The 24,055-nt window shown below is 52.2% G+C and carries 19 protein-coding genes and 1 pseudogene; 2 read left to right on the top strand and 18 right to left on the bottom strand.

The window, feature by feature from the left end; all coding sequences use genetic code 11:
- Positions 1–54: 54 nt before the first annotated feature.
- Both GN107_RS03660 and GN107_RS03655 read right to left on the bottom strand, forming a co-directional pair.
- A complete protein-coding gene (locus GN107_RS03660; RefSeq protein WP_155286490.1) occupies positions 55–1,053 on the bottom strand; it encodes a YihY/virulence factor BrkB family protein in 999 nt (332 codons plus the stop codon).
- A gap of 172 nt (positions 1,054–1,225) precedes the next feature.
- Entirely contained in the window at positions 1,226–1,990 is a 765-nt protein-coding gene (locus GN107_RS03655) for an SDR family NAD(P)-dependent oxidoreductase (RefSeq protein WP_155286489.1), read from the bottom strand.
- 126 nt (positions 1,991–2,116) lie between these two features.
- On the opposite strand from GN107_RS03655, the gene GN107_RS03650 reads away from it, so the two are divergent.
- Positions 2,117–2,566 (top strand): MerR family transcriptional regulator, encoded by a 450-nt coding sequence (locus GN107_RS03650; protein WP_155286488.1) that lies wholly within the window; start codon positions 2,117–2,119, stop codon positions 2,564–2,566.
- Positions 2,567–2,698: 132 nt separating this feature from the next.
- Positions 2,699–3,571 carry a DegV family protein gene (locus tag GN107_RS03645; RefSeq protein ID WP_155286487.1) on the top strand — a complete coding sequence of 291 codons (873 nt, stop codon included), beginning with the start codon at positions 2,699–2,701 and terminating at the stop codon, positions 3,569–3,571.
- 75 nt (positions 3,572–3,646) lie between these two features.
- On the opposite strand, the gene GN107_RS03640 is transcribed toward GN107_RS03645, so the two are convergent.
- From GN107_RS03640 to GN107_RS03565, 16 genes and pseudogenes are all read right to left on the bottom strand, one after another.
- A complete protein-coding gene (locus GN107_RS03640; protein WP_155286486.1) occupies positions 3,647–3,913 on the bottom strand; it encodes a hypothetical protein in 267 nt (88 codons plus the stop codon).
- A gap of 55 nt (positions 3,914–3,968) precedes the next feature.
- Positions 3,969–4,517: an SDR family NAD(P)-dependent oxidoreductase gene (locus GN107_RS03635; protein ID WP_155286485.1), complete on the bottom strand. Its 549-nt coding sequence runs from the start codon at positions 4,515–4,517 to the stop codon at positions 3,969–3,971.
- A 163-nt stretch (positions 4,518–4,680) separates the two neighbouring features.
- Positions 4,681–5,612 (bottom strand): annotated as a pseudogene (locus GN107_RS03630) (ABC transporter substrate-binding protein).
- A 458-nt stretch (positions 5,613–6,070) separates the two neighbouring features.
- On the bottom strand, positions 6,071–7,432 hold the full coding sequence (gene rlmD, locus GN107_RS03625; RefSeq protein WP_155286484.1) for a 23S rRNA (uracil(1939)-C(5))-methyltransferase RlmD: 1,362 nt from the start codon (positions 7,430–7,432) through the stop codon (positions 6,071–6,073).
- Positions 7,433–7,526: 94 nt separating this feature from the next.
- Positions 7,527–8,540, bottom strand: a complete 1,014-nt coding sequence (locus GN107_RS03620) for a diacylglycerol kinase (RefSeq protein ID WP_155286483.1) — start codon at positions 8,538–8,540, stop codon at positions 7,527–7,529.
- Positions 8,541–8,585: 45 nt separating this feature from the next.
- Positions 8,586–10,016, bottom strand: a complete 1,431-nt coding sequence (gatB, locus tag GN107_RS03615; protein ID WP_155286482.1) for an Asp-tRNA(Asn)/Glu-tRNA(Gln) amidotransferase subunit GatB — start codon at positions 10,014–10,016, stop codon at positions 8,586–8,588.
- Positions 10,016–11,473 carry an Asp-tRNA(Asn)/Glu-tRNA(Gln) amidotransferase subunit GatA gene (gene gatA / locus GN107_RS03610; protein WP_155286481.1) on the bottom strand — a complete coding sequence of 486 codons (1,458 nt, stop codon included), beginning with the start codon at positions 11,471–11,473 and terminating at the stop codon, positions 10,016–10,018. Before gatA ends, gatB begins: the two co-directional genes overlap by 1 nt.
- Before the next feature lie 3 nt (positions 11,474–11,476).
- The gene (gene gatC, locus GN107_RS03605) at positions 11,477–11,773 is read right to left on the bottom strand and encodes an Asp-tRNA(Asn)/Glu-tRNA(Gln) amidotransferase subunit GatC (protein WP_155286480.1); all 297 of its coding nucleotides are present in this window, start codon (positions 11,771–11,773) and stop codon (positions 11,477–11,479) included.
- Positions 11,774–12,259: 486 nt separating this feature from the next.
- Entirely contained in the window at positions 12,260–13,435 is a 1,176-nt protein-coding gene (locus tag GN107_RS03600; RefSeq protein WP_155286479.1) for a CamS family sex pheromone protein, read from the bottom strand.
- Positions 13,436–13,442: 7 nt separating this feature from the next.
- Positions 13,443–15,452, bottom strand: coding sequence for an NAD-dependent DNA ligase LigA (gene ligA / locus GN107_RS03595; protein WP_155286478.1), 2,010 nt, complete (start codon positions 15,450–15,452; stop codon positions 13,443–13,445).
- Positions 15,453–15,467: 15 nt separating this feature from the next.
- Positions 15,468–17,753 (bottom strand): DNA helicase PcrA, encoded by a 2,286-nt coding sequence (gene pcrA, locus GN107_RS03590; RefSeq protein WP_155286477.1) that lies wholly within the window; start codon positions 17,751–17,753, stop codon positions 15,468–15,470.
- Positions 17,754–18,714: 961 nt separating this feature from the next.
- Entirely contained in the window at positions 18,715–20,013 is a 1,299-nt protein-coding gene (gene purB / locus GN107_RS03585) for an adenylosuccinate lyase (protein ID WP_155286476.1), read from the bottom strand.
- Complete coding sequence (locus tag GN107_RS03580) at positions 20,010–21,167, bottom strand: ATP-grasp domain-containing protein (RefSeq protein WP_155286475.1); 1,158 nt, start codon at positions 21,165–21,167, stop codon at positions 20,010–20,012. The genes purB and GN107_RS03580 overlap by 4 nt, the downstream gene beginning before the upstream one ends.
- Positions 21,168–21,194: 27 nt before the next feature.
- A complete protein-coding gene (locus tag GN107_RS03575; protein ID WP_269057685.1) occupies positions 21,195–22,520 on the bottom strand; it encodes a nucleobase:cation symporter-2 family protein in 1,326 nt (441 codons plus the stop codon).
- Positions 22,521–22,534: 14 nt separating this feature from the next.
- Positions 22,535–23,119: a xanthine phosphoribosyltransferase gene (locus GN107_RS03570; RefSeq protein ID WP_155288046.1), complete on the bottom strand. Its 585-nt coding sequence runs from the start codon at positions 23,117–23,119 to the stop codon at positions 22,535–22,537.
- A 248-nt stretch (positions 23,120–23,367) separates the two neighbouring features.
- The gene (locus tag GN107_RS03565; protein ID WP_155286473.1) at positions 23,368–23,997 is read right to left on the bottom strand and encodes a glycoside hydrolase family 73 protein; all 630 of its coding nucleotides are present in this window, start codon (positions 23,995–23,997) and stop codon (positions 23,368–23,370) included.
- Positions 23,998–24,055: the final 58 nt, after the last annotated feature.

Below are 24,055 nucleotides of genomic sequence, written 5' to 3'. Positions count from 1 at the left end.
CAACTTGACTATAGTTTGTATGATAATCCTTATCCCCCTGAATTGAGAAGGCTGTCAGGATGATTTATTTTGCTCAGCCCGCCGCTTACGCCGAATCAGATCCAAGAAACGACTCGCACTACGCTCGACGTCCCCATCAAAATATTCCGCAACTTCTGCGTTAATGACTGCGCCAATTAAAAATAATGACGCGGATAAATCTAACCAGAGCAAGAGCACCATAAATGAACCAATTGCCCCGTAGGAACTGTAACTAGTCCCAAAGAAACGCATGTACAGTGAGAATAACTGGGCCACAGCAATCAGGGTCACTGTTGCAAATAAGCTACCCCAAATCACCGTCCGAAACCGAACACTAGCGTTGGGCAAAAAGTAGTAAATCAGGCAGAGTGCCACAACCAGCGCAACCACCGTCACTGGCCACCGCAGGGCGTTGAAGGCCTGCAGCCACTGAACGCTCAGTCCCAAGTGCCGCACCAACCATTCTAACAGCTGCGTACCAAAGGTAAAGGCGAGCATCACGCCCACCAGTGCGATCACAACGATCATCATGAGCAACATTGCCAGTACCCGCCGCACAAGCGCGTTCTGCTTGGGCTTGACCCCGTAAATCCGGTTAAAGCCGTTTTTCAGTTCGTTAATACCCATGCTGGCGGTCCACAAGGTGGCGAGGGCACCAATTGACAGGATGCCGCCCCCACTGGAATCAATCAGGTTGCGGATAATCGGGTTGAGCAGGGTCATGATGCTGGCCGGAACGACTTGGCCTAGGTACGCCACGACCGAATCATACCGCAAGCCGAAAAACGGCAACAGATTTCCAATTGTGATCAGCAGCGGAAACATGCTCAAAACTGCGTAGTAGGTAACGGAGGCGGCCCGGCTGGATACTTCAGCATCCCCATACACGGCGATTCCGCGCCGGAACACAACGGCAGCCTTGACCCGTGGCGTCGCCGCAGCAGTGGCCAACGGTTTGTCATCCTGATCGGCCATCTTCACCCGCTTCGTAATATTACTAATTCGCGCCCGTAATTGTTGCCACTTAGTCATGTTGCCGCCCCCTTTCGCCAGTTGCAAACCGATTAGCTTACCTTAATTGTACCAATACGCCAATATACATTGAAAGTGCTTTCCGTCGTTTTGGGGCAGTGCATTTTGTTTACTGCAAACAAATAGCCCCACACCGCCGCTATCACGACAGTTACGGGACTAGGAACACCGCTTATTTTTGCGGACGTTTGTGACTGGCAAACAAGCCCGCCGCGCGCATCATGATGCCGCTCGCCTTGGTTTTGCCCAATTCGGGGTGCAACTCAACCATTTCACCATTGTGTGTCTGCCCATCGTTCAGTACCTTTAGCAATTCGCTGGCAATTTGTGCGGGCTTGTGGAAACCTGGCGCCTTCATATTATCATTCAGGCTCGTAGTCGTCGGCCCCGGGTGGACGCTAAGCGTGCTGAGCGTCAGCTTGTGTTTCCGAAAATCTAGTGCCATTGCCTCCATCATCGCATTTTGGGCTGCCTTAGACGTGCGGTAGGCAATGGGGTTCCAGTACTGGTTAGGCGCGCTCGGAATCGTGATGTTAACAATGCGGCCCGCGTTTCGCTTCAAAATTGGAACGAGTGCTTGCGTGAGCGCATAAGTACCGAAGAAGTTCACTTCCATTGTCGATCGTAAGTCGCTGACCTTAGTTTCCAGACTGTCACCTTCATTACCGGGGATACCAGCGTTGTTAACGAGCAAATCAAGATCAGGATACTGCTCTGTGACTGTTGCTGCGGCGGCCGTAAGTGAATCGATGTCGTTCAAATCTATGCGCAAAAAATCAATATTATTTAACCCGGCTTTTTGCAGCTGACCGATTGCGGCTCTGGCCCGCTCCGCACTACGCGCACCCATTAAAACGTGCACTCCTGCCCGAGCTAGTGTGCTTACTAGTGCCAAACCGATGCCCTTATTACCACCAGTTACCAATGCCATTTGCATAATTTAAGTTACCTCCAGTTTGGTTTCAGCTAATCCCCATTGTTTAGTTGGACTGCTTCGACTAGAATTAAGCTTATGCCCTGAACCTAGGTTTAGGGCAAGGCTTAAGAAGGGAGATCGTGCAACTTGGCAGATATTTTTAGCATCAAGGATGTTGCGCAGCGCTTCGGTCTGCCAATTTCCACCATTCGCTATTACGATAAACAGGGCCTGCTGCCCTTCGTCGCTCGTGATTCTGCGGGCAACCGGGTGTTCACAATCAGTGACCTCAACTTCATCAAAACCATCTGCTGTTTGAAAGATACGGCGATGCCGTTAAAACAGATTCGCAAGTATATTCAGCTCTGCATGGCCGGCGTCAGCACCATCACCACCCGCAGTAAAATGCTGGAGGAACACAAGCAGCGCGTGCTTTCTAAGCGTGCGGAAATTGACCGGGCGCTAACAGAAATCAACACCAAAATCAGTCGGTATTCCGCGCCTGATGCTGCAGCAATTATTTCCCGTGAAATAAATTTTGTGACCAGCGAAAAGCACGCCCACAATCTGCCCACACCCCTTGCCCGCGCAAATTGACGTGGTACCCGCACCAAAATGGCGATATGCTCGCCACTTTGGTCGATACTCTTTGTAATTTACGTGCGAGATGATTAACATAGTAAGCGAACGTATTGTTGCCCGTTTGGAAAAGAAAGTTGGGAAGGCCCCATGAAAATTGCAATTGTTACCGATAGTACGGCCTATTTAACCCCTGATCAAATCAAGGATCTCCCCATTCGCATCGTGACCACACCCGTCATTCTGGACGATGTGACTTACAATGAGGGTGAGGACATCACACCAGAAGAATTCTACAAGAAAATGGCTGCTAGCAAAGATTTCCCGCACACGTCCCAGCCCCGGCTCGGTGACGTGCTGACGGCCCATAAAGAGTTGCTAGCTGAGGGTTACGACACCGTAATCAACATTTACCTGTCTGCAACCATTTCCGGAATTCACAGCACCATTAGCGCTGCCGCCCGTAACATCAAGGGCCAAAACGTGATCGTCTACGATTCCCAGATTACCATCATCCTGCTGGGCGAAATGGTACGCCAGGCCGGCATCATGGCTAAGGCGGGCGCTAGCGTTACTGAAATTACGGACATGCTTGATAAGTTGCGGGCGACGACCGGCGAGTACTTCGTCGTGAATGACCTGCAGCACCTCGTCCGGGGCGGCCGGCTGAGCAGTACGGCCGGATTCGTGGGTGGCATGTTACGAATCAAACCGGTACTGACGATTGACGACCAATCCCACAAAATCGTTGTCGCCGAAAAAATTCGCACCATCAACAAGGCTTACGCACGCATTGAAGAACTATTCGCCAAGGAAACCAAGGGCAAAAATTACCCGATCAAAGCGTGGGTCGTTGACGCCGGCACTCCAGAAGAGGCCGACCGCTGGCTTGCGGAGCTACAAGCAAAATTCCCGAAGATTCGTTTTGCTAGATCCTTCTTTGGCCCGGCCATTACGACCCACATCGGTGCCGGGTCGCTGGCCCTCGCCTGGATAGCCGATCGCGACCAGATAAGCAAATAGCAATTATTCAATCTGAAAGTTAACATCAAAAGCCGCGTGGAGGTTTTACACTTCCACGCGGCTTTTGCGTTCTGACTACTTGCGCAGACCAGTTACCTGCACACTGTAATCCCAGAGCTCCCGCTGTACTTGCTGGTCATAAGACAGCTTTGATGACGGAATCGGGTTGTCACTCCGGCGATCAAAGTATTTTGCAGGTCCCTGTGCAAACTCATCATTACACATCAAGTCGGTTAGCATCCCGGCCGAATCCTTGGCTGTGGCAAGAATATCCTTGAACCGCGCCAAAAATTCTGGCGTGAATCGGGCCTTGTTTTTCGCGAGCCCCGTCTCGGTCATCAAACCAGGGTTGATCGTGTTGACCGTCAGCTGCTGCCCAGACGCTCGCAGCTGCCGGTCAAGTGCATACGTGAATAGAATCCAGGCATAGTTTGGAATAGGAGTAACTGAGGCGGTCGCGCTGCTCGTCCTGACCGCAGTGGGCAACTGCCTGCGCCCCGGGCCACGTAATCTGCGGCAAGTCATGACGATCGCTGCTGACGGTGATAATGCGCCCACCGGGAAGTATTTCCGGCAAGAGCAGCTGGGTCAGCAGGAAGTGACCGAGATAGTTGGTTTCAAAAATATTGTTGAAGCCATCCGCAGTTGTCGTGACGTTTTGCCCAGCAACACCCGCATTACAAATCAACCCGTAGAGTGGCAGGTGCAACGCTTTAAACGCAACCGCGAAGGCCCGGACCTTAGCAAGTGAGGATGTATCCAGTTCAAGACAAATGATTCGTGCAGCCGGAATCGTCTGCAGAATCTCCGCTCGGGCGGCCACGGCCTTGTCCATGTTACGACAAGCCATAATGATTTGATAATCATTACCCCGTTGCAAAATCTGTTTGCTAGCTGCAAATCCCAAGCCGGAATTCGCCCCTGTAATGATGATTGTTTTGATCATGTTGAGTCTCCTATTAGGTTGCAATTACATCTATTTTTTGTGAGTATACACTTCAACTAGCTGGATTGCAAAATCAGCACGAGCTAACTCAGCAAAGAAACTCCCGATTCACGAAAACGAATCGGGAGTTTCTGCACTGCTCTACTTGCTGGACGACATTATTTTACTTCAGATCCGCTGCACTCACGTTAAAGAACTGCATCCGCTTCTTGTTCATCACAAGCTGAATCTTCCGGGGACTCTCAACGGGGATATCCTTAACCTTTTTGCCCTTGATGATCTTAATGGCCATGTCAGCGGTCTGGCGCCCAATGTCTTCGAAGTTAGCACCCTTCGTGGCAACCCCAGCAAACTGGATCATCGTTGGGTCGGTGGTCACAACCGGTGTCTTCGTCTGCGTGGAAACTTTTCCGATTGTGGTCATCCCCACAGCAGCGATGTGGTCATTGGGAATGAACATCGCGTCACACTTCTTGGCCAGGGCCCGGGCAGTTGGTTCAACATCGGAAACGGAAGCGACCGTCTCCTCAACCGGGGTCATGCCCAATTGCTTCATTGCCTTGCGGGCCAGCTTGACGATGGCAAGAGCATTAGGCTCCCCCGCGTCGTACATCATCCCAATTTTCTTGGCTTGGGGGAACATCTTGTGCAGCAACTCCAGCTGCATTTTGACGTTAACTAGAACCGTTACCCCAGTCGCGTTCTGGTTAGGATGCTTCAGGTTAGCCTTTGTGATCAATCCCGCGGTTACTGGTCGGTGATCGCGGAGAAGACGAGTGGTGTCTGGTTACCGACCTTCTCGAGCGCTTGCGAGGCTGCAGAACCGATCCCAATGTTTACGGTATTGTTCATGGACTTGAGCTGTTGGCTCATCTGGTTCAGATTACTCTGTTCGCCCTGACCATTGAGCAGCTTGATTTTGGCATCCCCGAAGCCCTTAGCTTTCAGTTCCTCCTTGATGCCCTTGGTCGTATCATCTAGCGCAGCCTGATCGATTTGTTGCAAAATCCCGATTTTCACGGTTTTAGTACTGCTGCTGCTATTAGTATCTGCACTGGCGCTCTTGCCACAGGCGGCTAGCAGTGCGACGGACATTAAACCTGCGATTACAATTGCGAACTTCTTTTTCATGATTTTTTCCTCCAAAAATTAAAAGTGACCAGCCATCGGGGACATACTCCCACAGGTGGCTGGCCACTTCTTTCCGGAAAGAAAAAGCCACATGCGGGACGATATCCCCATGTGGCGTCAAATTGCATAGTTAAATGCGACGGCCACATGGATGTGAGCAACAAGCCCACACCCATGTGTAAGCTTGCTATCCGTAATAGCCGTCATAATACGTGTTCAGTTGTGTTGTAATAATTGCATTTGTTTTCATCATTAACACCCCTGTTCTTAATATGTTGACAATATTACCTTGACTGATTAGAATCGTCAAGCCTTTTTATAATATAATTCAAATTTTTATTTAAAGCGGCAAAATCATTGCAACATAAAAAGGGATCAAGCGCCATAAAACTGGCGCTTGATCCCTTTCAGCCGCTTAATAACTAGTCAGCATTCCGCTTCAACACGGTTACAGATTCGACGTGTTGCGTCTGCGGGAACATGTCAACTGGCTGGGTCTGCTTAGCACTGTAACCAAATTCAGCCAGCAAGGTAATATCGCGTGCGAGAGTTGCCGGGTTGCAAGATACGTACACGATTCGGTCCGGCAACATACTGCCAACCGCCTGAATGAATTCAGGCGCCAGCCCCTTGCGTGGTGGGTCCACCATCAGCACGTCGGCCTTCAGCTTGTCATCTTGCCACTGCTGCATGACGTCTTCTGCCTTACCGGTCTTGAAGGTGACGTTCGTGATGCCGTTGATGCGTGCGTTGATGCGCGCGTCATTAACAGCTTCAGGAACGATTTCGACCCCATAGACCTGCTTAGCATGCTTCGCCATGGTCAGGGAAATGGTCCCGATACCGGAGTAGGCATCGATGACGGTTTCCTTACCGGTCAGTTCGGCAGCTTCGACGGCCTTGGCGTACAGGTTCTCGGTCTGCTGCGGGTTGACCTGGTAGAAACTCTGCGCGGAAATCCGGAAAGTGCTACCGAGCAGTTCATCCTCGATGTAGTCGCGTCCCCAAAGCGTCTTGGAGTGCTTTCCGAGAATCACGTTGGTACGGCGGGGATTAATATTTTGCACGATGCTGACCACTTCCGGCAGCTTAGCCGTCAGTTGGGCAATGAGCGCATCAGCATGGGGTAGTTCCTTCGTCCGAGTCACAATGACGATCATCATCATGTGCGTGTAGTAGGCGCGACGGACCATAACGTGGCGCACAACACCCTGGTTGCGAGCTTCATCATAGGCGGGAATGTCGTACTTGCGCAAAAGATCCCGGGTCAGTTCAATTGCCTGGTCAATTTCGGGTTCCTGAATGTAGAAATCAGTAATTGGCAAAAGCGTGTGGGAACGGCGCTTGAAGAAGCCGGTCTCCAGCTTCCCATTGACCATCCGCACCGGCACTTGAGCCTTGTTGCGGTAACCAGTCGTCTGGGGACTCGCAATTGTTGGCAGCACGTCGATGTCGAGGTGCTGCTTGCTAAAGAGCTCCTCAATCTGCTTCTGCTTAAACTTCAGCTGTGCTGGGTAGCTGAGGTGCTGCAGGGGGGCGATACCCGTCTGAGTGTAAATCCGGTCGTGCACATCCACCCGGTCAGGTGATGCCTTCAGCAATTTCTTGTTGAAAGCAAAACCGTACTGTTTCTGCACCTTGGTGACATGTGCGAGCACAACCTCACCAGGAAGGGCATTATCAATGAACAGCGGGAAGCCATCCACCTTCGCGACCCCTAGGCCTTCATAGCTCAGGTCGCTGATTGTTACTTCAATATCTTCATTCTTGGCAGGTATTGCCATCGAATATCCTCACTTTCAAAATACGGCAAAAGGATGTGGCTGTCAGCCGCATCCTTTCACTAGAAATTACACTTTTTCTGGACATTTGCCCAGACTAGCCGATTTTGCCGTCCCCATCAATATCCTTTTTGGACACAGCTTCGACCTCTTTCATGACCTCGTCTTGAGTCTCCAACTCCTTAGCCAAATTCTTGGCCGGAATTGCGTCAACGTTGGCGTACATCTCAATGTGTTGGGTCAAATTGGTGAACTCAACTGGGGTGTCACCACCATACTCGCCATCAAGGTTGATTTTGAGCTTTTTACCATCGGTGCGGGTGACCTTAATTTTGTTGGTCTTCAGGTAAACAATGTTCGGGTCATCGACATGCTTTCCGCCATTGAAGGCCAGCGCAATCAGCCGCGCCATGTCCACAACATTCGCGGTCTTGACGATGATGACCGTGAAGTTACCATCCCCGAGTTCGGCGTCGGGAACGACCTGTTCAAAACCACCAACAGAGTTAGTGAGACCGATCAAGAACATGGACGCATTACCCTCATAAACACCATCATCATACTCGACTCGCAGTGGGACGGTGTGGATGCCAGGCAGTAATTCAGCACCCTTGATGAAGTAGGCAAGGTAACCAAAAATCGACTTGACTTCACTCGGAACACCGTACGTGAGTTCAGTCATTGAACCCCCAGCGGCGATATTCATGAAGTACTTGTCATTGGCCTTACCGATATCCATCATCAGGGTCTGGCCCTTGCCAATCATTTTGGCGGCCGCAACCGGATCATCGCGCGGGATCTGCAGCGCACGAGCGTAATCGTTGGTGGTCCCACCAGGGATAATCCCCATCTTCGGCCGGTGTGGGAACGGCGCAATGCCGTTCACCACTTCGTTAATGGTCCCATCGCCACCAGCGGCAACGATGAGCTCAAAACCGTCCTGACATGCGCGCGCGGCTTCGTGCTGGGCAGAAAGTGGTTCTGGTGTGGTCTGGAAAGCGGACGCTTCGTACCCTGCCAGCTCCAGTTCGTGGAGCACATCACCGGCGTACTTCCGCATCCCCTCACTACCACTGTTTGGGTTATAGATTAATCGTGCACGTGGTCGCATTACAATCCTCCTGCATCTTCATCAATCTGCAACAACAACCGAATCCTAGCGCTTGCTCAGCTCAGCATTCAGAATCTGGTTAACCACGTTCGGGTTAGCCTGGCCATGGGTCTGCTTCATTACCTGACCAACCAGGAAACCGAGTGCGCGGTCTTTCCCGGCGTGGAAGTCATCAATACTCTGCTGGTTATCATCTAAGATGGCGGTGATAATCGGTGTGAGCACAGCGGGGTCGGATTCTTGGACAAGGCCCTTGCTCCGTACCCATTCCTCAGGATCAACATCGTTCTTGATGATTTGGGTAATGACCTTCTTGGCAATCTTGGTGGAAATTGTCCCATCATTGATCAACTTGATCATTTTGGCCAAGTGGTCAGGGGTAAGCGCGATGTCCTTAAGTTCCTTGTGCTGAGCGTTCAGGAACGCGGAGACATCACCCATCAGGTAGTTAGAAGCCTGCTTGGCATCCGCACCATCAGCAACGACTGCTTCAAAGAAGTCGGACATTTCTTTGGTGTTGGTCAAAACGCCAGCGTCATATTCAGGAATTCCCCAGTCATTGACGTAGCGTGCGCGCCGCTGTGCGGGATTCTCAGGCAACTTAGCAGCCACATCGTCGATCCATTCCTGACTAACACGCACTGGTGGCAAGTCTGGTTCTGGGAAGTAACGGTAATCATCCGCACCTTCCTTGACCCGCATCAGAATGGTCTCCTTAGCTGGTTCGTCCCAGCGCCGGGTTTCCTGACGAATCTTCTGCCCAGACAAAAGCATCGCCACCTGCCGCTTTTGTTCGTACGCCAGAGCACTGCGCACGTGGTTGAAACTGTTCAAGTTCTTAACTTCGGTCTTAGTCCCGTACTGGCTTGCCCCAATTGGTGAAACTGACAGGTTGGAGTCAACCCGCATGGAGCCTTCTTCCATCTTAACGTCGGAAGCGCCAGTAAACTGAACGATTTGGCGTAACTGCTCAAGGTATTGGTATGCTTCCTCAGGACTGGTGATGTCTGGCTTAGAAACGATTTCAACCAACGGGGTGCCCGCACGGTTCAAGTCAACGTATGAGTAACCATCGTCAGCATGGGTGTTCTTCCCGGCATCTTCTTCGATGTGCAGTTCTTCGATCCCGATGCGTTTCTTCTTGCCATCCACTTCGATCTCAACGTAACCATTCTTGGCGAGTGGCGTCTCCGACTGGGTGATCTGGTAAGCCTTAGGGTTATCCGGGTAGAAGTAGTTCTTCCGGTCGAAGTGCGTGTACGGTGCAATATCCGCGTGCAGCGCCAGCGCAACCATGAGGCCGAGGGAATAAGCTCCTTTGTTGGCACTAGGCAAAACCCCAGGATAGCCCCAGTCGATGACGTTAGTTTCCGTGTTTGGCTCGGCACCATAAGTTACTGGCGCTGGGGAGTACATTTTACTATTCGTCTTCAGCTCAATGTGGACTTCGAGGCCGATCGTAGTTTCAAAATTCATTAGTTCTGCCCCCCTGGAATCTGCTCCATGTAATCATTGGCATCTTCAAACGCCGCTGCCGCCTGGAAAATACTTGCTTCGGCAAACGGCTTAGCAATCAGTTGCAAGCCAACTGGCATGCCGTCAACAAAGCCAGCATTTACAGACGCAGCTGGCAAGCCAGCCAGGTTAACGGGGATGGTCAGGATGTCGTTCATGTACATCGTGAGCGGATCCGTCACCTTGTCGCCGATCTTAAACGCGGTCGTTGGCGTGGTCGGGCCCATAATCAAGTCATAATCCTTAAAGACATTTTCAAAATCACGGGTAATGAGGGTCCGAACCTGTGCTGCCTTCTTGAAGTAAGCATCGTAGAAACCGGCGCTCAGACTGAAGGTCCCCAGCATGATGCGGCGCTTGACCTCATCACCAAAGCCCTCAGAGCGGGAGCGAACGTAAACATCATCAAGCGTCTTGACGTCTTGCGCGCGGAAACCATAACGAATCCCATCAAAGCGCTGCAAGTTGGAACTGGCTTCAGAACTGGCAATGATGTAGTAAGCGGGTACGGCATACTTGGTGTGGGGCAGACTAACAGTCTCGACCGTAGCACCCATGGCCTTAAACTGTTCCGCGGCCTTTTTGATCTGTGCAACCACCTTAGGGTCGACCCCTTCGCCAAGGTACTCAGCAGGCAGGGCAATGCGCATGCCCTTAACGCCCTTGCCGATTTTGGCACCCAAATCTTCTGGAGCACGGGGAACGGTGGTCGTATCCTTTTCATCAGCACCGATGATGGTGTTCATCACGGCGGCACCGTCACGGACGGAACGAGTCAAGGTACCAATAGCATCCAAACTGGAACCAAAGGCAATCAGGCCCCAACGGGAAACCCGCCCGTATGAAGGCTTGAATCCAAAAATCCCATTGAATGCGGCTGGTTGGCGAATCGAGCCACCAGTGTCAGAGCCCAGCGCCGCCACCACCTCACCGGCGGCAACCGCTGCTGCGGAACCACCTGACGAACCACCGGGAACCTTGGTGTGGTCCCAAGCGTTCGTAGTCGTCTTCATTGCGGAGTTCTCAGTTGATGAGCCCATGGCAAATTCATCCATGTTGGTCTTGCCAACGATTACGGACCCGGCAGACCGCAGCTTTTCGATGACCGTTGCATCGTAAATCGGCACAAAGTTAGCAAGCATCTTGGAGGCAGCAGTCGTGGTCAGATCCTTGGTCACGATGTTGTCCTTGATGGCAATTGGAATGCCGGCCAGCTGACTGTCAGCACTCAGCTTGTCTGCATCCAGCTGCTTAGCCGTTGCCAGTGCCTGGTCTTCATCAAGCGCGAGGAATGCTTTGACATCCCCGTCCTTCGCGGCAATCGCAGCGAAAGTATCTTTAGTCAGCTGTTCACTGCTAGTCTTACCGGCAAGCAAGTCTGCGTGCAACTGCTTAATGTTAGTTTTGAAGTAATCCACTGATCAGTCATCCTCCTTGTCGATAATGGTTGGTACCTGAATTAGGCCGGCCTTAGCGGTTGGCACATTCTTCATTAACGTGGTCCGTGAGGTTGGCTTCTCAGCCACATCGTCGCGCAAAACGTTCTCCAGCAGTACACTCTGAGTCGTTACAGGGACCCCGTCAGTGTCCACTTCACTAAGCTGATCAACCATGTTCATAATTTCATCTAGTTGGCCCGTGAATTCTTGGAGCTTCTCATCGGAAAATTGGAGGCGCGCAAGTTCAGCAACGTGCGCTACCTGTTCCTTAGAAATCATGTATTTCCCCCGCTTTCTTATACTAACCTTCACTATATCATAGCCACCATGTTTATGGCTTTGCGTAGTTCAACAAATTGAATTATACCGCGGAACTTTCAGCAACGCACCTGGAATTGGGAGAGTGGGCCACAATGCGGTCAGCTCCTGAGCATTAGCAAAATCACTGCATTCCCGAACTTTGGGAATACAGTGATTTTAGGCTAAGCGCAAGGAGGTGCATTGTGGGCCACGTTTACATGCTGGGAGAGTTAGCGACTTGTCGCTTACTCTCCTACATACGTAGCGTAGCGGAGAAGGCCGACTCCTCACCATAATTACGAACGGTCAGGAGTCGCCACTTCCACTTGGGCGGGTTGTACCCTTAGTGGAATGGACAGTGAAACGGCCGGCAGCGATGGCCGTTAGTGAGCGCAAAGCCGCTAAACAAAATGGACCACCCATTATCATGAGCGGTCCGTCGTAGAATGTTTCTGAAAACTAAGTTTAGTAGCTATCGAAAACGTGGGTCGTGAAGGTCTTCGCCCCGGTATCCCGTTCAGCATAAGCCTGCATGCCCTGGGTCGACTCGATATCGATCTCAATTTTGGCACTGTTTGGCAAGAGCTTGGACGCCGCACTAGAAACATACTGGGTGAAGCTGTTGATTTCAGTTTGCCCGTAAAACTGAGTGTTGATAGTAATCTTCAAGCCCGCGAGCTGACCGTTCTCATAGTGCGCCTGGGCTGTCACCCCGGCCAGAGTTGGGAAGAATGAACGAACTTGGGCGCTGAAGTTGCTAAAGTCAGTTGCAACAGTGTTGTTAACTGGTTTCTTATTATTGATTACCGGCAGAACTTCATTTTGCTCATTAATACCGTGCCAGGTGCCCATTGTGCTGCCACTCTTGCTGACAGCGTATGCCTGATAAGTACCACCAACCAAGCTATCCTGGCCAGCCTGCCGATAGATGCCAACCAAAATTGGAGTGTTTGCTGCTACGCCCTTCATCTGGCGGAGCCGGGTGACCACCTTGGCAGCCATTTCCTTACCCATCCGCAACGTCTCAGCTGCACTGATGTTCGTCTGGTACTGCGCCCCATACTGCGTTTTGACATAGTAATCGATGGCGTTCATGCCCAGGCCGATCGAAATACCGCCAAGAGCCATTGAGTTACCGCTTTTGACCATGTAGTCCTGTTCCAGCAGTTGCTGCAAGTAAATCGGTACCCGCTTGTTCGGGTCGGTGCTGCCGTTACTAGCTGGGTTCAGACCGAGTGCGTTATCCGTATCGCCGCTCTTGCTGAACTTGCCCTTTTGCCGGCCTAACCATTTGCGGGTTACGGAGGTAGAAAGCAACTGGCCTTCTTCAAAATCATACTTATCCGTTGAGAATTGTTTTTGCGACAAGCTGACCAGACCACTCTCCATGCTGCGCACGTTGAAGGTGTTACCGTTTTGGTTGTTGTTTTGCATCATCAGGCCCCGTGACTTGGAGACTTGATACCTGCCGTTCTTAATCACGCCCTGATAGGTGCCATCACTTGCAACACCGGTCGTCTGGTATTGGCCCGACTTACTAGTGCCAGTACTGCTATTGTCGTTACTAAAATCGAGCTTACCACAACCTGCCAGAAGCAAAATTGCCGCCACGGCAGCTGTGGCTTTAACTAAATTCTTCATAGGATCCTCAATTCTCATTCAGTTTAGCGGCCAGCTCGTCGGCAGACATGACTGTCACACCGAGAGTCGTGGCCTTACTCAGTTTACTACCCGCGTCAGCCCCTGCCACTAGTAAATCGGTTTTTTTCGAAACCGAACCAGTGACCTTGGCACCTAACGCTTGCAAACGCGCACTCAATTCCGGCCGGGAGTAATCTGCAAACTTACCTGTGATCACGATGGTCTTCCCTGCGAAGAAGCTATCACTCGGCGCAGCTGGCGTCGCAGTGGTGTAGTCCATGTTGACACCCGCCGTAGTGAACTGCTGCAGAAGTTCCTGCGTGTTCGGCATTGCAAAATACTGCACTAACGCTTTGGCGATAATCGGACCCACCCCGTCAACGGCAGCAATGCTTTCTTCATCGGCTTTGGCTAGTGCACCTAAGCTGCCGAAGTTCTCGGCAAGCACAGTTGCGGCCTTAGCACCCACGTGGCGAATGCCTAAGCCAGTTAACAAACGTTCAACTGAATTATGCCGGCTATTGTCGATTGCCTGCAAGAGGTTAGCAATGGATTTTTCCTTAAACTTATCAAGTTGTGCCAAATCTTCAGCAGTTAGGCTGTATAAATCAGCAACATCATGCACGAGCCCCTTCTCCTGCAGTTGGGCAATTATTTTTGGCCCCAAACCGTCAATGTTCATCGCCGGCCGGCTGGCAAAATGCGTCAGTTGCTCCTGTATCTGGGCCGGACACTGCGGATTGATGCAACGTAGCGCCACTTCGTCCTCAATATGAACCAGCTCGGCACCACAAGACGGGCACTTTGTTACGATCGGGTACGGTACGCTATCGGCCGGCCGTTTATCCAGGAGAACTCGTGAAATCTCCGGAATAATGTCCCCCGCTTTATGCAGCAGGACGGTGTCCCCGATCCGAATGTCCTTAGCGGCGATGTAATCAGGATTGTGCAGCGTTGCCCGGCTAACCTGCGTGCCGGCTAGCTGAACCGTGTCCATTACGGCTGTGGGCGTCACCACGCCGGTGCGCCCAATCGTCCACTCAATATTCCGAACGACCGTTTCCTGCTCATCCGGCGGGAACTTGTAAGCAATTTCCCAACGGGGGACCTTCACAGTTGCCCCTAGCTGGGCTTGCAGTGGGAGACTGTTGACCTTGAGCACAATGCCGTCAATGCCATAGCTGAGCTGTTCCCGCTGGCCGGTGTAGCGCTCAATGTAGGCGTCAATCTCGCTCAACTCACCCAGGCGTTCGGAGGAAGGATTAGTTGCAAAGCCCAAATCAGCCATGAAGCGAATCGCCTCGTCCTGCGTGCTGACGTTAAACTGCGCTGGATCCATCAGTGTGTAGATAAAGGTCGCTAGTTCGCGCTGCTTCGTGACGTGCGGGTCGAGCTGCCGCAGTGACCCCGCTGCGGCGTTCCGCGGGTTGGCAAAAGTCTCAAGCCCATCCGCCTCGCGCTGTGCGTTCAGCTTGGCAAAGGCGGCTTTAGGCATGTAACATTCTCCGCGAACTTCCAGCGTTAAGGGCCGTGTGAGTTGCTGCGGCACATCCTTGATAGTGCGCACATTTTTAGTGACATCCTCACCGATGCGCCCGTTGCCCCGTGTGGAGGCCTGCTGCAGCTGACCGTCAACGTAAACCAGCGACAAGGACAGGCCGTCAATTTTTAGCTCAACGTTGTAGTCAAAATCTTCATCAACCGTCTTCCGCAGACGCTCATCAAAACCGGCGAGCTCTTCCAGCGAGAACACATCCCCCATTGAGAGCATCGGCTGCTCGTGGGGCACCTTCGTGAACTCCGGCAACACCGTATCCCCGACTTGTTGGGTGGGGGAATCAGGAGTGACTAGCTCTGGAAATTGTTGTTCGATGGCTAGAAGGCGCTGATACTGCTTGTCATACTCTGCATCCGTTGCTACGGGCGCATCCTTGGTGTAGTACGCCGTGCGCCACCCATTCAGCTGTGTGCGCAGTGCAGCCAATTCCTGCTGTGCCGCTTCCTTTGTCAGTTCCATTAGCCAAACCTCCGCTTATTCAGCCCGTTTGATCGGTGCAAAAGCCGCCAGTAGCCGCTTCACACCCATGTTCGGGAAGGCAATGTCCATTTCTTGGTCTTCACCCTGACCCTCAACCTTGACGACCGTGCCGACGCCCCATTTACGGTGCTCGACCTTGTCACCCAACTGCCAATTAATTGAACCAGCACCGGTTGTTGCCGGGCCGGTAACGCTGCTGGCCGTTGCCGCCTGCATCCGTCGGGAGCGAGGAGTTGACTGCGCCTGAAAGGCACCGCCTTGCGTACCGGCCGTTGTCCGCCCGTAACGCCGGGAGTTAATAAACGGAATGTCGCTAGTTTGTTCCTCGTTATTCTGGATATCCAGTAAGCTTGGGTCAATTTCACCGATGAATCGGCTTGCCGGGTTGTTTTGATGCTGCCCGTGGAACATGCGCGAGTATGCATTGGTCAAGAACAACTTCTTCTTCGCCCGGGTAATCCCGACGTAAGCCAGCCGCCGCTCTTCTTCAAGCTCCTTTTCGTCCATTGCCGCACGGGACAGTGGGAAGAGGTTTTCTTCCATCCCGATCATGAAGACGACCGGAAATTCCAGTCCCTTCGCTGCGTGCAAGGTCATCAGTGTGACCTCCTGCGCGTCTTCGGGGATATCATCAGCGTCAGAAACCAGCGCGAGTTCACCGAGAAAGTCGACGAAAATGTCTGCTTCCTCATCTTCAGGTTCGTAGTGGGCGTCAAAATTCTGGGTTACGGTTAATAGTTCCTGCAGGTTATCAATGCGGGCATCCGCGTCCAAGCTGTGCTCGGCACGGAGGGCGTCCATGTACCCACTGTCTTCAATCACCGCGGTCATCATATCGGTGACATTACTATCTAGGCGCTTCTTCCGCAGATTTTCCATAATGTCCGCAAATTCCGCAAGGTTTTTGCGGGCACGAGACCCAAGACTACTGAGTTCAACATTTTCAGCCGCTTCCAGGAGGGACCAGCCGTGTTCATCCGCAAACTCACCAAGTTTGGCCAAACTGCTTGCGCCAATCCCCCGCTTCGGTTCGTTGACGACCCGGGTAAAGCTGATGTCATCGACCGGGTTAACAGCGAGACTGAGGTAAGCCAGTGCGTCCCGAATTTCCTTGCGGTCGTAGAATTTATGGCCGCCGACAATTTTGTAAGGAATCGAACTCTTCAGAAACGCTTCTTCAACGCTCCGAGACTGCGCGTTGGTCCGGTAAAGCACCGCAAAATCACCGAAATTGTAATCACCGGTCCGCTTCATCTTCTCAATTTCCTTGATGATGAAGTAAGCCTCATCCCGGTCACTCTGAGCCCGATAATAGCCGATCTTGTCGCCCTTACCATTTTGCGTCCACAGGGTTTTGACCTGGCGCGCTGCGTTGTTCTTGATTACCGAGTTAGCCGCGTCCAGAATCGTCTGCGTGCTCCGGTAGTTCTGCTCGAGCAGGATCACCTGGGCGTCCTTGTAGTCCTTCTTGAAGTCCAGAATATTCTGCATGTTGGCACCGCGCCAGCCGTAAATACTTTGGTCGGCATCCCCAACTACGCAAAGGTTGTGGTAACCGTCCGCAAGCATGTGCACGAGCTCGTATTGCGCCTCGTTGGTGTCTTGGTACTCATCGACGTGAATGTAGCGGAACTTGCGCTGGTAGTACGCCAGCGTCTCCGGTTCCTGCTTAAACAGGACGATGGTCTGCATGATGAGGTCATCGAAATCGAGGGCTGAATCGGCGCGCAGCCGCTTTTGGTACTCTTTATAAACCTGCGCCACGATTTTCTCCATCGGGCCCTCAGGGTGGGCCTTGGCGTAGTCCTCGGGATTAAGCAATTCATTCTTGGCGCTGGAAATGGCACCCAAAATAGCTTTCGGATCATAACGCTTCGGATCAATGTTTTGGGACCGCAACACCTGCTTGACCAAGGTGAGCTGGGCAGAGGAATCAGTAATCGAGAAGGCCCGGTTGTAACCGAGCTTTTCAATGTCCCGCCGCAAAATGCGCATGCAAAGAGCGTGGAATGTGGACACCCACACTTCATTAGCTTCTTCAGCATCCAAAAGTTTGCCGACTCGTTCCTTCATTTCCTTGGCGGCCTTGTTCGTGAACGTAATCGCCAAAACGTTCCACGGATTGACGTTTTTGTCCTCAATGAGGTACGCAATCCGGTGGGTCAGCACCCGGGTCTTCCCGGAGCCCGCCCCCGCCATGATAAGGACGGGGCCCTCAGTCGCGAGGACCGCCTCGCTTTGCTTGTCGTTCATTCCCTTGAGTACTGATTGTTCAGCCATGTCTGATCCCTTTCCTTGCCGCAAATGGGCACGTACTATGATTATCTATTCTACCAAAAAACGCGCCTTGCTTACAGCTCTGGGCGAACAGTTGTTTCGTAGCTTTGCTCATTGGATGGTGCTGCCGGGCGGCGGGCGCCTCTTACTTCGTTCCGCCAGCGAGAGTGACACTAGGCATGCTGGGGCCGGGTTTCAGCCTTGACGAAAATCGTGTCAAGTCTGAACCCTGAACTACGAGCCCGCCGTGTTGCCCTCAAGTAAGCAGAGGGGGTAAGCCTTGTGCCCCTATCATACTAGCGGTCTCTCCGTTCTCCCCGATAATTAGCCCTGATGACCAAACCCGGGCCATCAGGGCTAATTATCGCGACAGCATGGTCACTCCCGCTGGCTACACTACGTATGAGGCGCCCGCCGCCCTACTCTGCTTTTTTTGAACCATATTTGCAGGCCATCAACTAGTTGAACGGCCTATGTAATATCAACTGTAATTTCCACATTCAGAATTTATATTGCCATATCATCGATTACCGTGGTGCATTGAAATCCGAAAACACCATGACGGGGTATCTTGGAAAACCGTCATGCAGACTTCTCACCCCCGCAGCCAACCAGTACTGAGCAGTTCAGAATATCCGTGTAGGGCGGTGGGGGAATCTACGGAAGCGAAGCGACGGAGCTGCTCCATGCCATCGCAATTATCGGCTGCTAGACGCTTGCGGTTCCGCAAGTGGCTTGCCGCCGATAATTGGGGGAAGCGCACGGACAACAATGTGAGCCGGAGGCGAGCGTTGGCCGCAGCTTAGCGGCAAGACTGGGTGAACTTTTCCCAGGCTTGAACGCGACCCTGTGCATGGAGCTGCCCCGTGGCGCAGCGGGAGTAGATACCCCCACCGCCCGGCATCAGAGCAAACATGTAAGCTAAAAAAGCACCCCACTGAAAGTGGAGTGCCAAAGCAAAATTCTATTCCAATCCGACGCGCTTGAAGATGTCATCCACATGGCGCAAGTGGTAGTGGTAATCAAACGCATCCGCGATGTCAGCATCGCTGAGGACCGCCTTGACCTCAGGCTTGTTCTCCAGCAGCGTGCGGAAGTCCTTACCTTCATCCCATGCCTGTGCAGTGAGTGGCTGCACGAGGTCATAGGCCTTCTCCCGACTGAGACCGCCCTTGTCGATCAAGGCGAGGAGCACCCGCTGACTGTAAATCAGGCCATGCGTCAGGTTCATGTTCTTGATCATCCGCTCTGGGAAGACATCCAATGTGTCAATGATGCCCGTGAAGCGGTGCAAAATGTAATCAAGGAGTCCCGTTGCGTCTGGCAAAATCATCCGTTCAGCGGAGCTGTGACTGATATCGCGTTCGTGCCAAAGTGCAACGTCTTCGAGTGCCGGCACCTGGTAGCCACGGATGACCCGGGCCAGACCGGAAACATTCTCGGAGCTGATTGGGTTGCGCTTGTGGGGCATCGCCGAGCTGCCCTTTTGGCCCTTGTTGAAGTGTTCTTCAACTTCATGGACTTCGGTGCGCTGCATATGCCGGATATTCGTCGCAAAGCGTTCGATGGAGGTCGCAATCAGCGCCAGCGTCTGAATGTAGTGTGCGTGCAGGTCGCGTGGTAATACCTGGGTCGAGATATCCTGAGGGCGAATACCAAGGTGCTTGCAGACGTATGCTTCGACCTCGGGCGGGGTGTTGGCAAAGGTGCCGACCGCACCACTAATTTTGCCTGCCTCAACATCAGCGGCCGCATCATTGAAACGCTCAAGGTCGCGCTTCATCTCGGCATACCAAGACGCGAGCACTAGCCCGAACGTGGTTGGTTCCGCATGCACGCCGTGGGTCCGACCCATCATGACTGTGTCCTTGAATTCTTTCGCCCGCCGTCCGAGGACCGCAATCAGCGCCTCGATATCGGCACGCAGAATATCATCTGCCTGCTTGAACAGGTAACCTTGGGCCGTGTCCACGACATCGGTACTAGTGAGACCATAGTGGACCCACTTCTTTTCCGGGCCGAGCGTCTCGGAAACCGCCCGGGTGAAGGCAACAACATCATGTCGCGTCTCCAGCTCGATCCGGGCAACTTCTTTGGCGTCAACACTTGCATTGGCACGCACTGCCGCAGCATCAGCTTCTGGAATCACACCGAGTTGCGCGTGCGCTTCGACTGCCAAAATTTCCACTTCTAACCACGCCTGGTAACGATTATCCAGGCTCCACACTGCAGACATTTCCGGACGACTGTAACGAGAAATCATTGCTTATCTCCTCCATTATCGAGCTGGTCAACGGTTATTGTCGGATGAATTTTGAAACTACCGGTTGCCTCTAGAGTCGTAAACGCCGCCTCTAGTGGTCCGGGAACAATCAGTTCGCCGAGCTGTTTACTACCGCTCGGGAAGAACTGCCATTCCCACTTAGGCTTGATTTGAATCTGGGTCGCGACGGTGTCTTGCTCTTCCTTACTCAGGGCAATTAGTACCGCTGAACCCTTAACTGGCACGGTTGGAACTGGCCAACCAAGCACGGCCCGCATGTGCAGGTCGTACTGACTGCGCGGCGTCACGCCGTGGATGATGTCCCCACCAGGACGGGGACCAGGTGACAACCGCTTGACGTACAGCGCACCTTCAGCGTTGAGAAAGAATTCAATTGCAAAAATGCCTCGGTACTCAAGATGCTTGCTGATGGTTTCGGCGATTCGCAAAATCTCGACTACGACCGAACCATCAACCTGTGCGGGTACGATTGCGCCCGTGAATTGATGCAGTTCGTAATTGGTCTCAACGATGGGTAATACCTGCAACCCGCTATCGGACTGCACGCAATACACCGCCAGTTCGCGCGGCTTGTCGAGCCATGCTTCGAGAATATATGGTCGCTTTTGGAGCAACCCTTTTGCCCGCCAGACATCAACGTCCGATTCGAGTAGCAGCTGCTGATCAGTCCCAATACCCTTTTGAATCGGCTTCAAAATGCTGGGGTAGCCAACGGTCGCCACGACCTTTTCGATATCGTCAGCGGTGACGACCTGCCCGTACGGAAGCACGTTCATGTTCAGATCTTCAAGGAACACCTTTTCCAGATAGCGGTCCTGAGTCACCTCAAGGATATCCGTACCACTAGGTAACTGGGCCTTAGAAAGTCGGTCAGCAAGCATGTCCCCATCAGCCACAGTCTCGTCAACGTATGTGATCACCTCTGCGAGCCCACTGAACTCAGCAAACTTGTTGGGGTCATCGGCGCGACCGACGACGACAACATCCGCCGCCTTAGCAGCAATATCGTTTTCCTTTGGTACGAGCACGACAGTCCGCATCCCGATGTGGCTGGCCGCACGGATTAATTGGTATGCCGCAATGCCACCGCCGATAATACCAACGGTTGCACCCGGAGCAATGAATCGAGTCAAAGCACTGCCTCATTTCTTGATTTAAAATTAATCGTCCTTCTCATTTAAACCGGCGGAACTTTCCATTTCCGGTTGCGGCTTGCGCGTGTTGAAAAGCAAGTTGAGAAGTACCGCTGAAAGACTAGCCATCAGGATTCCTGATGAACAAAAGAGTTGCATGGTCTTTGGCAAAAACTGCACGATTTCAGGTTGCACAGTTACACCGAGCCCCAGACCAATCGAGATCGCCGCAACGAGTAAATTCTTATCATTGTGGAAGTCAACTTCCTGCAGCATGCGGATCCCCTGTACGGCCACCATTCCGAACATCACGAGCATCGCGCCGCCAAGGACAGGTGCCGGAATGATGGTTGCCAACGCCCCAATTTTGGGGAGTAATCCGAGCAGGACCAGGAAACCAGCCGAATAGATGACTGGTTTCCGACTCTTGATTCCGGAAAGCTGCACCAGACCGACATTTTGGCTAAAGGTAGTGTAGGGAAAGGTGTTAAAAATCCCGCCCAGCATTACGGCTAAGCCTTCAGCACGGTAGCCCTTCTTGAGGTCGGTCTCCCCGATTTTACGATCGACAATATCACCCAGCGCGAAGAACACACCAGTACTTTCAACCATTGAGACCAACGAAATCAGCACCATCGTCAAAATCGAGCTCCATTCGAACTTGGGCGTGCCGAAGTAAAACGGCGTGGGTACATGGAACCAACTGGCCTGCGCAACAGGTGCAAGACTGACCATGTGCATGACGCCGCCGAGCACCGTGCCGACGATTAAGCCGACTAAAATTGCAATTGAGCGGATAAACCCGCGGCCCCAGACGTTAATCGCCAGAATCAGAAGAACGGTAATCGCACCGAGTGCCAAGTTTGAAAGACTACCGAACGACTTTGCAGTGGTGCTACCGCCACCAATGTTCTGAAAAGCAACTGGAATTAAGCTCAAACCGATTACAGTAATTAGGCTCCCGGTAACAAGCGGCGGAAACAAGCGCCGCAGCTTAGCAAAAGCCCCACTGATCAGAAAGACAAAGAAGCCCGCGGCAATGATCGCGCCGTACATGGTCTGAATATCAAACTTCTCCCCAATCATAATTAGTGGTGCCACTGACTGCACAGCACAGCCGAGAATCACGGGCAGGCCAATTCCGAACACTTTATTGGTAAATAGCTGCAGAGCCGTGGCGACCCCACACATAAAAATATCAATGGAAACTAAGTAGGTCATTTGCTCCGAACTGAAGTGCAGCGACGTCGCAATTAGAATCGGGACGAGCACTGAACCAGAGTACATCGCCAGTAGGTGTTGGAGACCCAAGACAGCGGCCTTAGGGTTAGAAATATTATCGTTTTGGTCCACCGTCGTTTTACCTCCTAAACGTCACGTTCATCTGCAAAGACAACCTGCCCGTTTTCAAAGGCGGCGATCCGCGCCAAGGAAACAACGTGCACACCCTGCTCATCAAACATTTTGCGACCCTTCTGGAAGGTCTTTTCAATGACAATTCCGGCGCCAACCGTTGTTGCACCAGCAGCATTGATAATTTCGGTCAAACCCTGAACGGCCTGGCCGTTCGCAAGGAAGTCATCAATAATCAGGACCCGGTCGTTGCTGTTCAAAAACTTGTGCGAGATGGAGATGGTATTGCTGGTCTGTTTGGTGAAGGAATAAACTGTCGCGGTGTACAGGTCATCCTTCAGAGTCAGTGACTTGTGCTTGCGGGCAAACACGAGGGGAACGTGGAATTGCATGGCCGTTGCGAGCGCAGGTGCAATCCCTGAGCTTTCAACCGTCAGGATCTTAGTGATTTTTTCGTCCTTAAACTTGCTGTAAAAGGCTTCCCCAACTGCGGCCATTAAGTCTGGATCCACCTGATGGTTCAAAAAACTGTCAACCTTTAGTACGTCGTCACCAATGACAACACCGTCTTTACGAATACGATCTTCAAGCAGTTTCACCCGAATCGCCCTCACTTTGTCTAAAATTTTGATTGTTGCAAGCTTACCATAAAGCCGGACGGTTCACAACCGAATATATTTGCAAAAATCACTGATTTCATTCGGAAAACAACCAACAACGTCAAATTTAAGCGTTTATATTCGGGATTTCAAGCTAAAAGCTTAATGATTTCGCTTGCACCCCCCATTTTAATGGAAAAATGCGCGGGACTGGTCTAAAAAAGCCGAACATTGCGTAACATGTCCGGCTATTTGTTCCCATCGTATTTATTTAACTGGTACTTTTGAATAATCGCAATCAGCTTGCTGGCATAATTGGGATCCGTCGCGTAACCGCTAGTTTGCAGCGCCCGGGCAGCTGTCTGATAATCACTAGCTGCAATTACCGTCTGGTACTGGTGGGTGTTCCAACTAGTGCCATTGTCCAGTAACAGTGCGTGATCGCGCATGGAAGCATAATCGTCGGAATAAACCCGAAATCGTGCAGTCACGGTCTTCCACTGACCATTAACCCACTCGCGGGTCGTCAGCTCCTGTCCAGGCTGGCTGCTAGACGCCTTCACCCCAAAGAGGTTGTGGTAGTCGCTAGACAGTTTGCTCGTCCCCCAATCACTTTCCAGGATTGCTTGAGCCAAGGTAATGCTGGGCAAGACGCCATAATCGACACGCAGAGTCTGCGCATAAGGGGCGAGTCGCTGGATGAAGGCCTGCTTCTGCGCAAGCGCAGCCGAACTAGCCGAAGCGGCCTGTTCCTGCTGCACATTTTGCACGTGCTCATACTGGGCAACGACGGTGATAAAACCGAAGATGAGTGCAAATAGTAGCGCAATGACGCCTAGTGGTAGCGCATAATGCCTGCCTTTTTTTCGATAGGGCACGAACTCACCTCCATAGTTTATTACACGCTGCAATCAGTTACATCTGGTAGCATAGCAC

This window comes from Lacticaseibacillus zhaodongensis (genome assembly GCF_009687905.1).
Taxonomy (GTDB): Bacteria; Bacillota; Bacilli; order Lactobacillales; family Lactobacillaceae; genus Lacticaseibacillus; species Lacticaseibacillus zhaodongensis.
This window is presented reverse-complemented; position numbering and strand designations above follow the sequence as displayed.

Excerpts from the sequence above, each read along its gene's own strand:
- GN107_RS03635 (WP_155286485.1), bottom strand. The coding sequence starts at position 4,517 with ATGATCAAAACAATCATCATTACAGGGGCGAATTCCGGCTTGGGATTT.
- gatB (WP_155286482.1), bottom strand. The coding sequence starts at position 10,016 with ATGAATTTTGAAACTACGATCGGCCTCGAAGTCCACATTGAGCTGAAG.
- GN107_RS03660 (WP_155286490.1), bottom strand. The coding sequence starts at position 1,053 with ATGACTAAGTGGCAACAATTACGGGCGCGAATTAGTAATATTACGAAG.
- gatC (WP_155286480.1), bottom strand. The coding sequence starts at position 11,773 with ATGATTTCTAAGGAACAGGTAGCGCACGTTGCTGAACTTGCGCGCCTC.
- GN107_RS03600 (WP_155286479.1), bottom strand. The coding sequence starts at position 13,435 with ATGAAGAATTTAGTTAAAGCCACAGCTGCCGTGGCGGCAATTTTGCTT.
- GN107_RS03655 (WP_155286489.1), bottom strand. The coding sequence starts at position 1,990 with ATGCAAATGGCATTGGTAACTGGTGGTAATAAGGGCATCGGTTTGGCA.
- GN107_RS03620 (WP_155286483.1), bottom strand. The coding sequence starts at position 8,540 with ATGCGACCACGTGCACGATTAATCTATAACCCAAACAGTGGTAGTGAG.
- pcrA (WP_155286477.1), bottom strand. The coding sequence starts at position 17,753 with ATGGCTGAACAATCAGTACTCAAGGGAATGAACGACAAGCAAAGCGAG.
- purB (WP_155286476.1), bottom strand. The coding sequence starts at position 20,013 with ATGATTTCTCGTTACAGTCGTCCGGAAATGTCTGCAGTGTGGAGCCTG.
- ligA (WP_155286478.1), bottom strand. The coding sequence starts at position 15,452 with ATGGAACTGACAAAGGAAGCGGCACAGCAGGAATTGGCTGCACTGCGC.
- rlmD (WP_155286484.1), bottom strand. The coding sequence starts at position 7,432 with ATGGCAATACCTGCCAAGAATGAAGATATTGAAGTAACAATCAGCGAC.
- GN107_RS03645 (WP_155286487.1), top strand. The coding sequence starts at position 2,699 with ATGAAAATTGCAATTGTTACCGATAGTACGGCCTATTTAACCCCTGAT.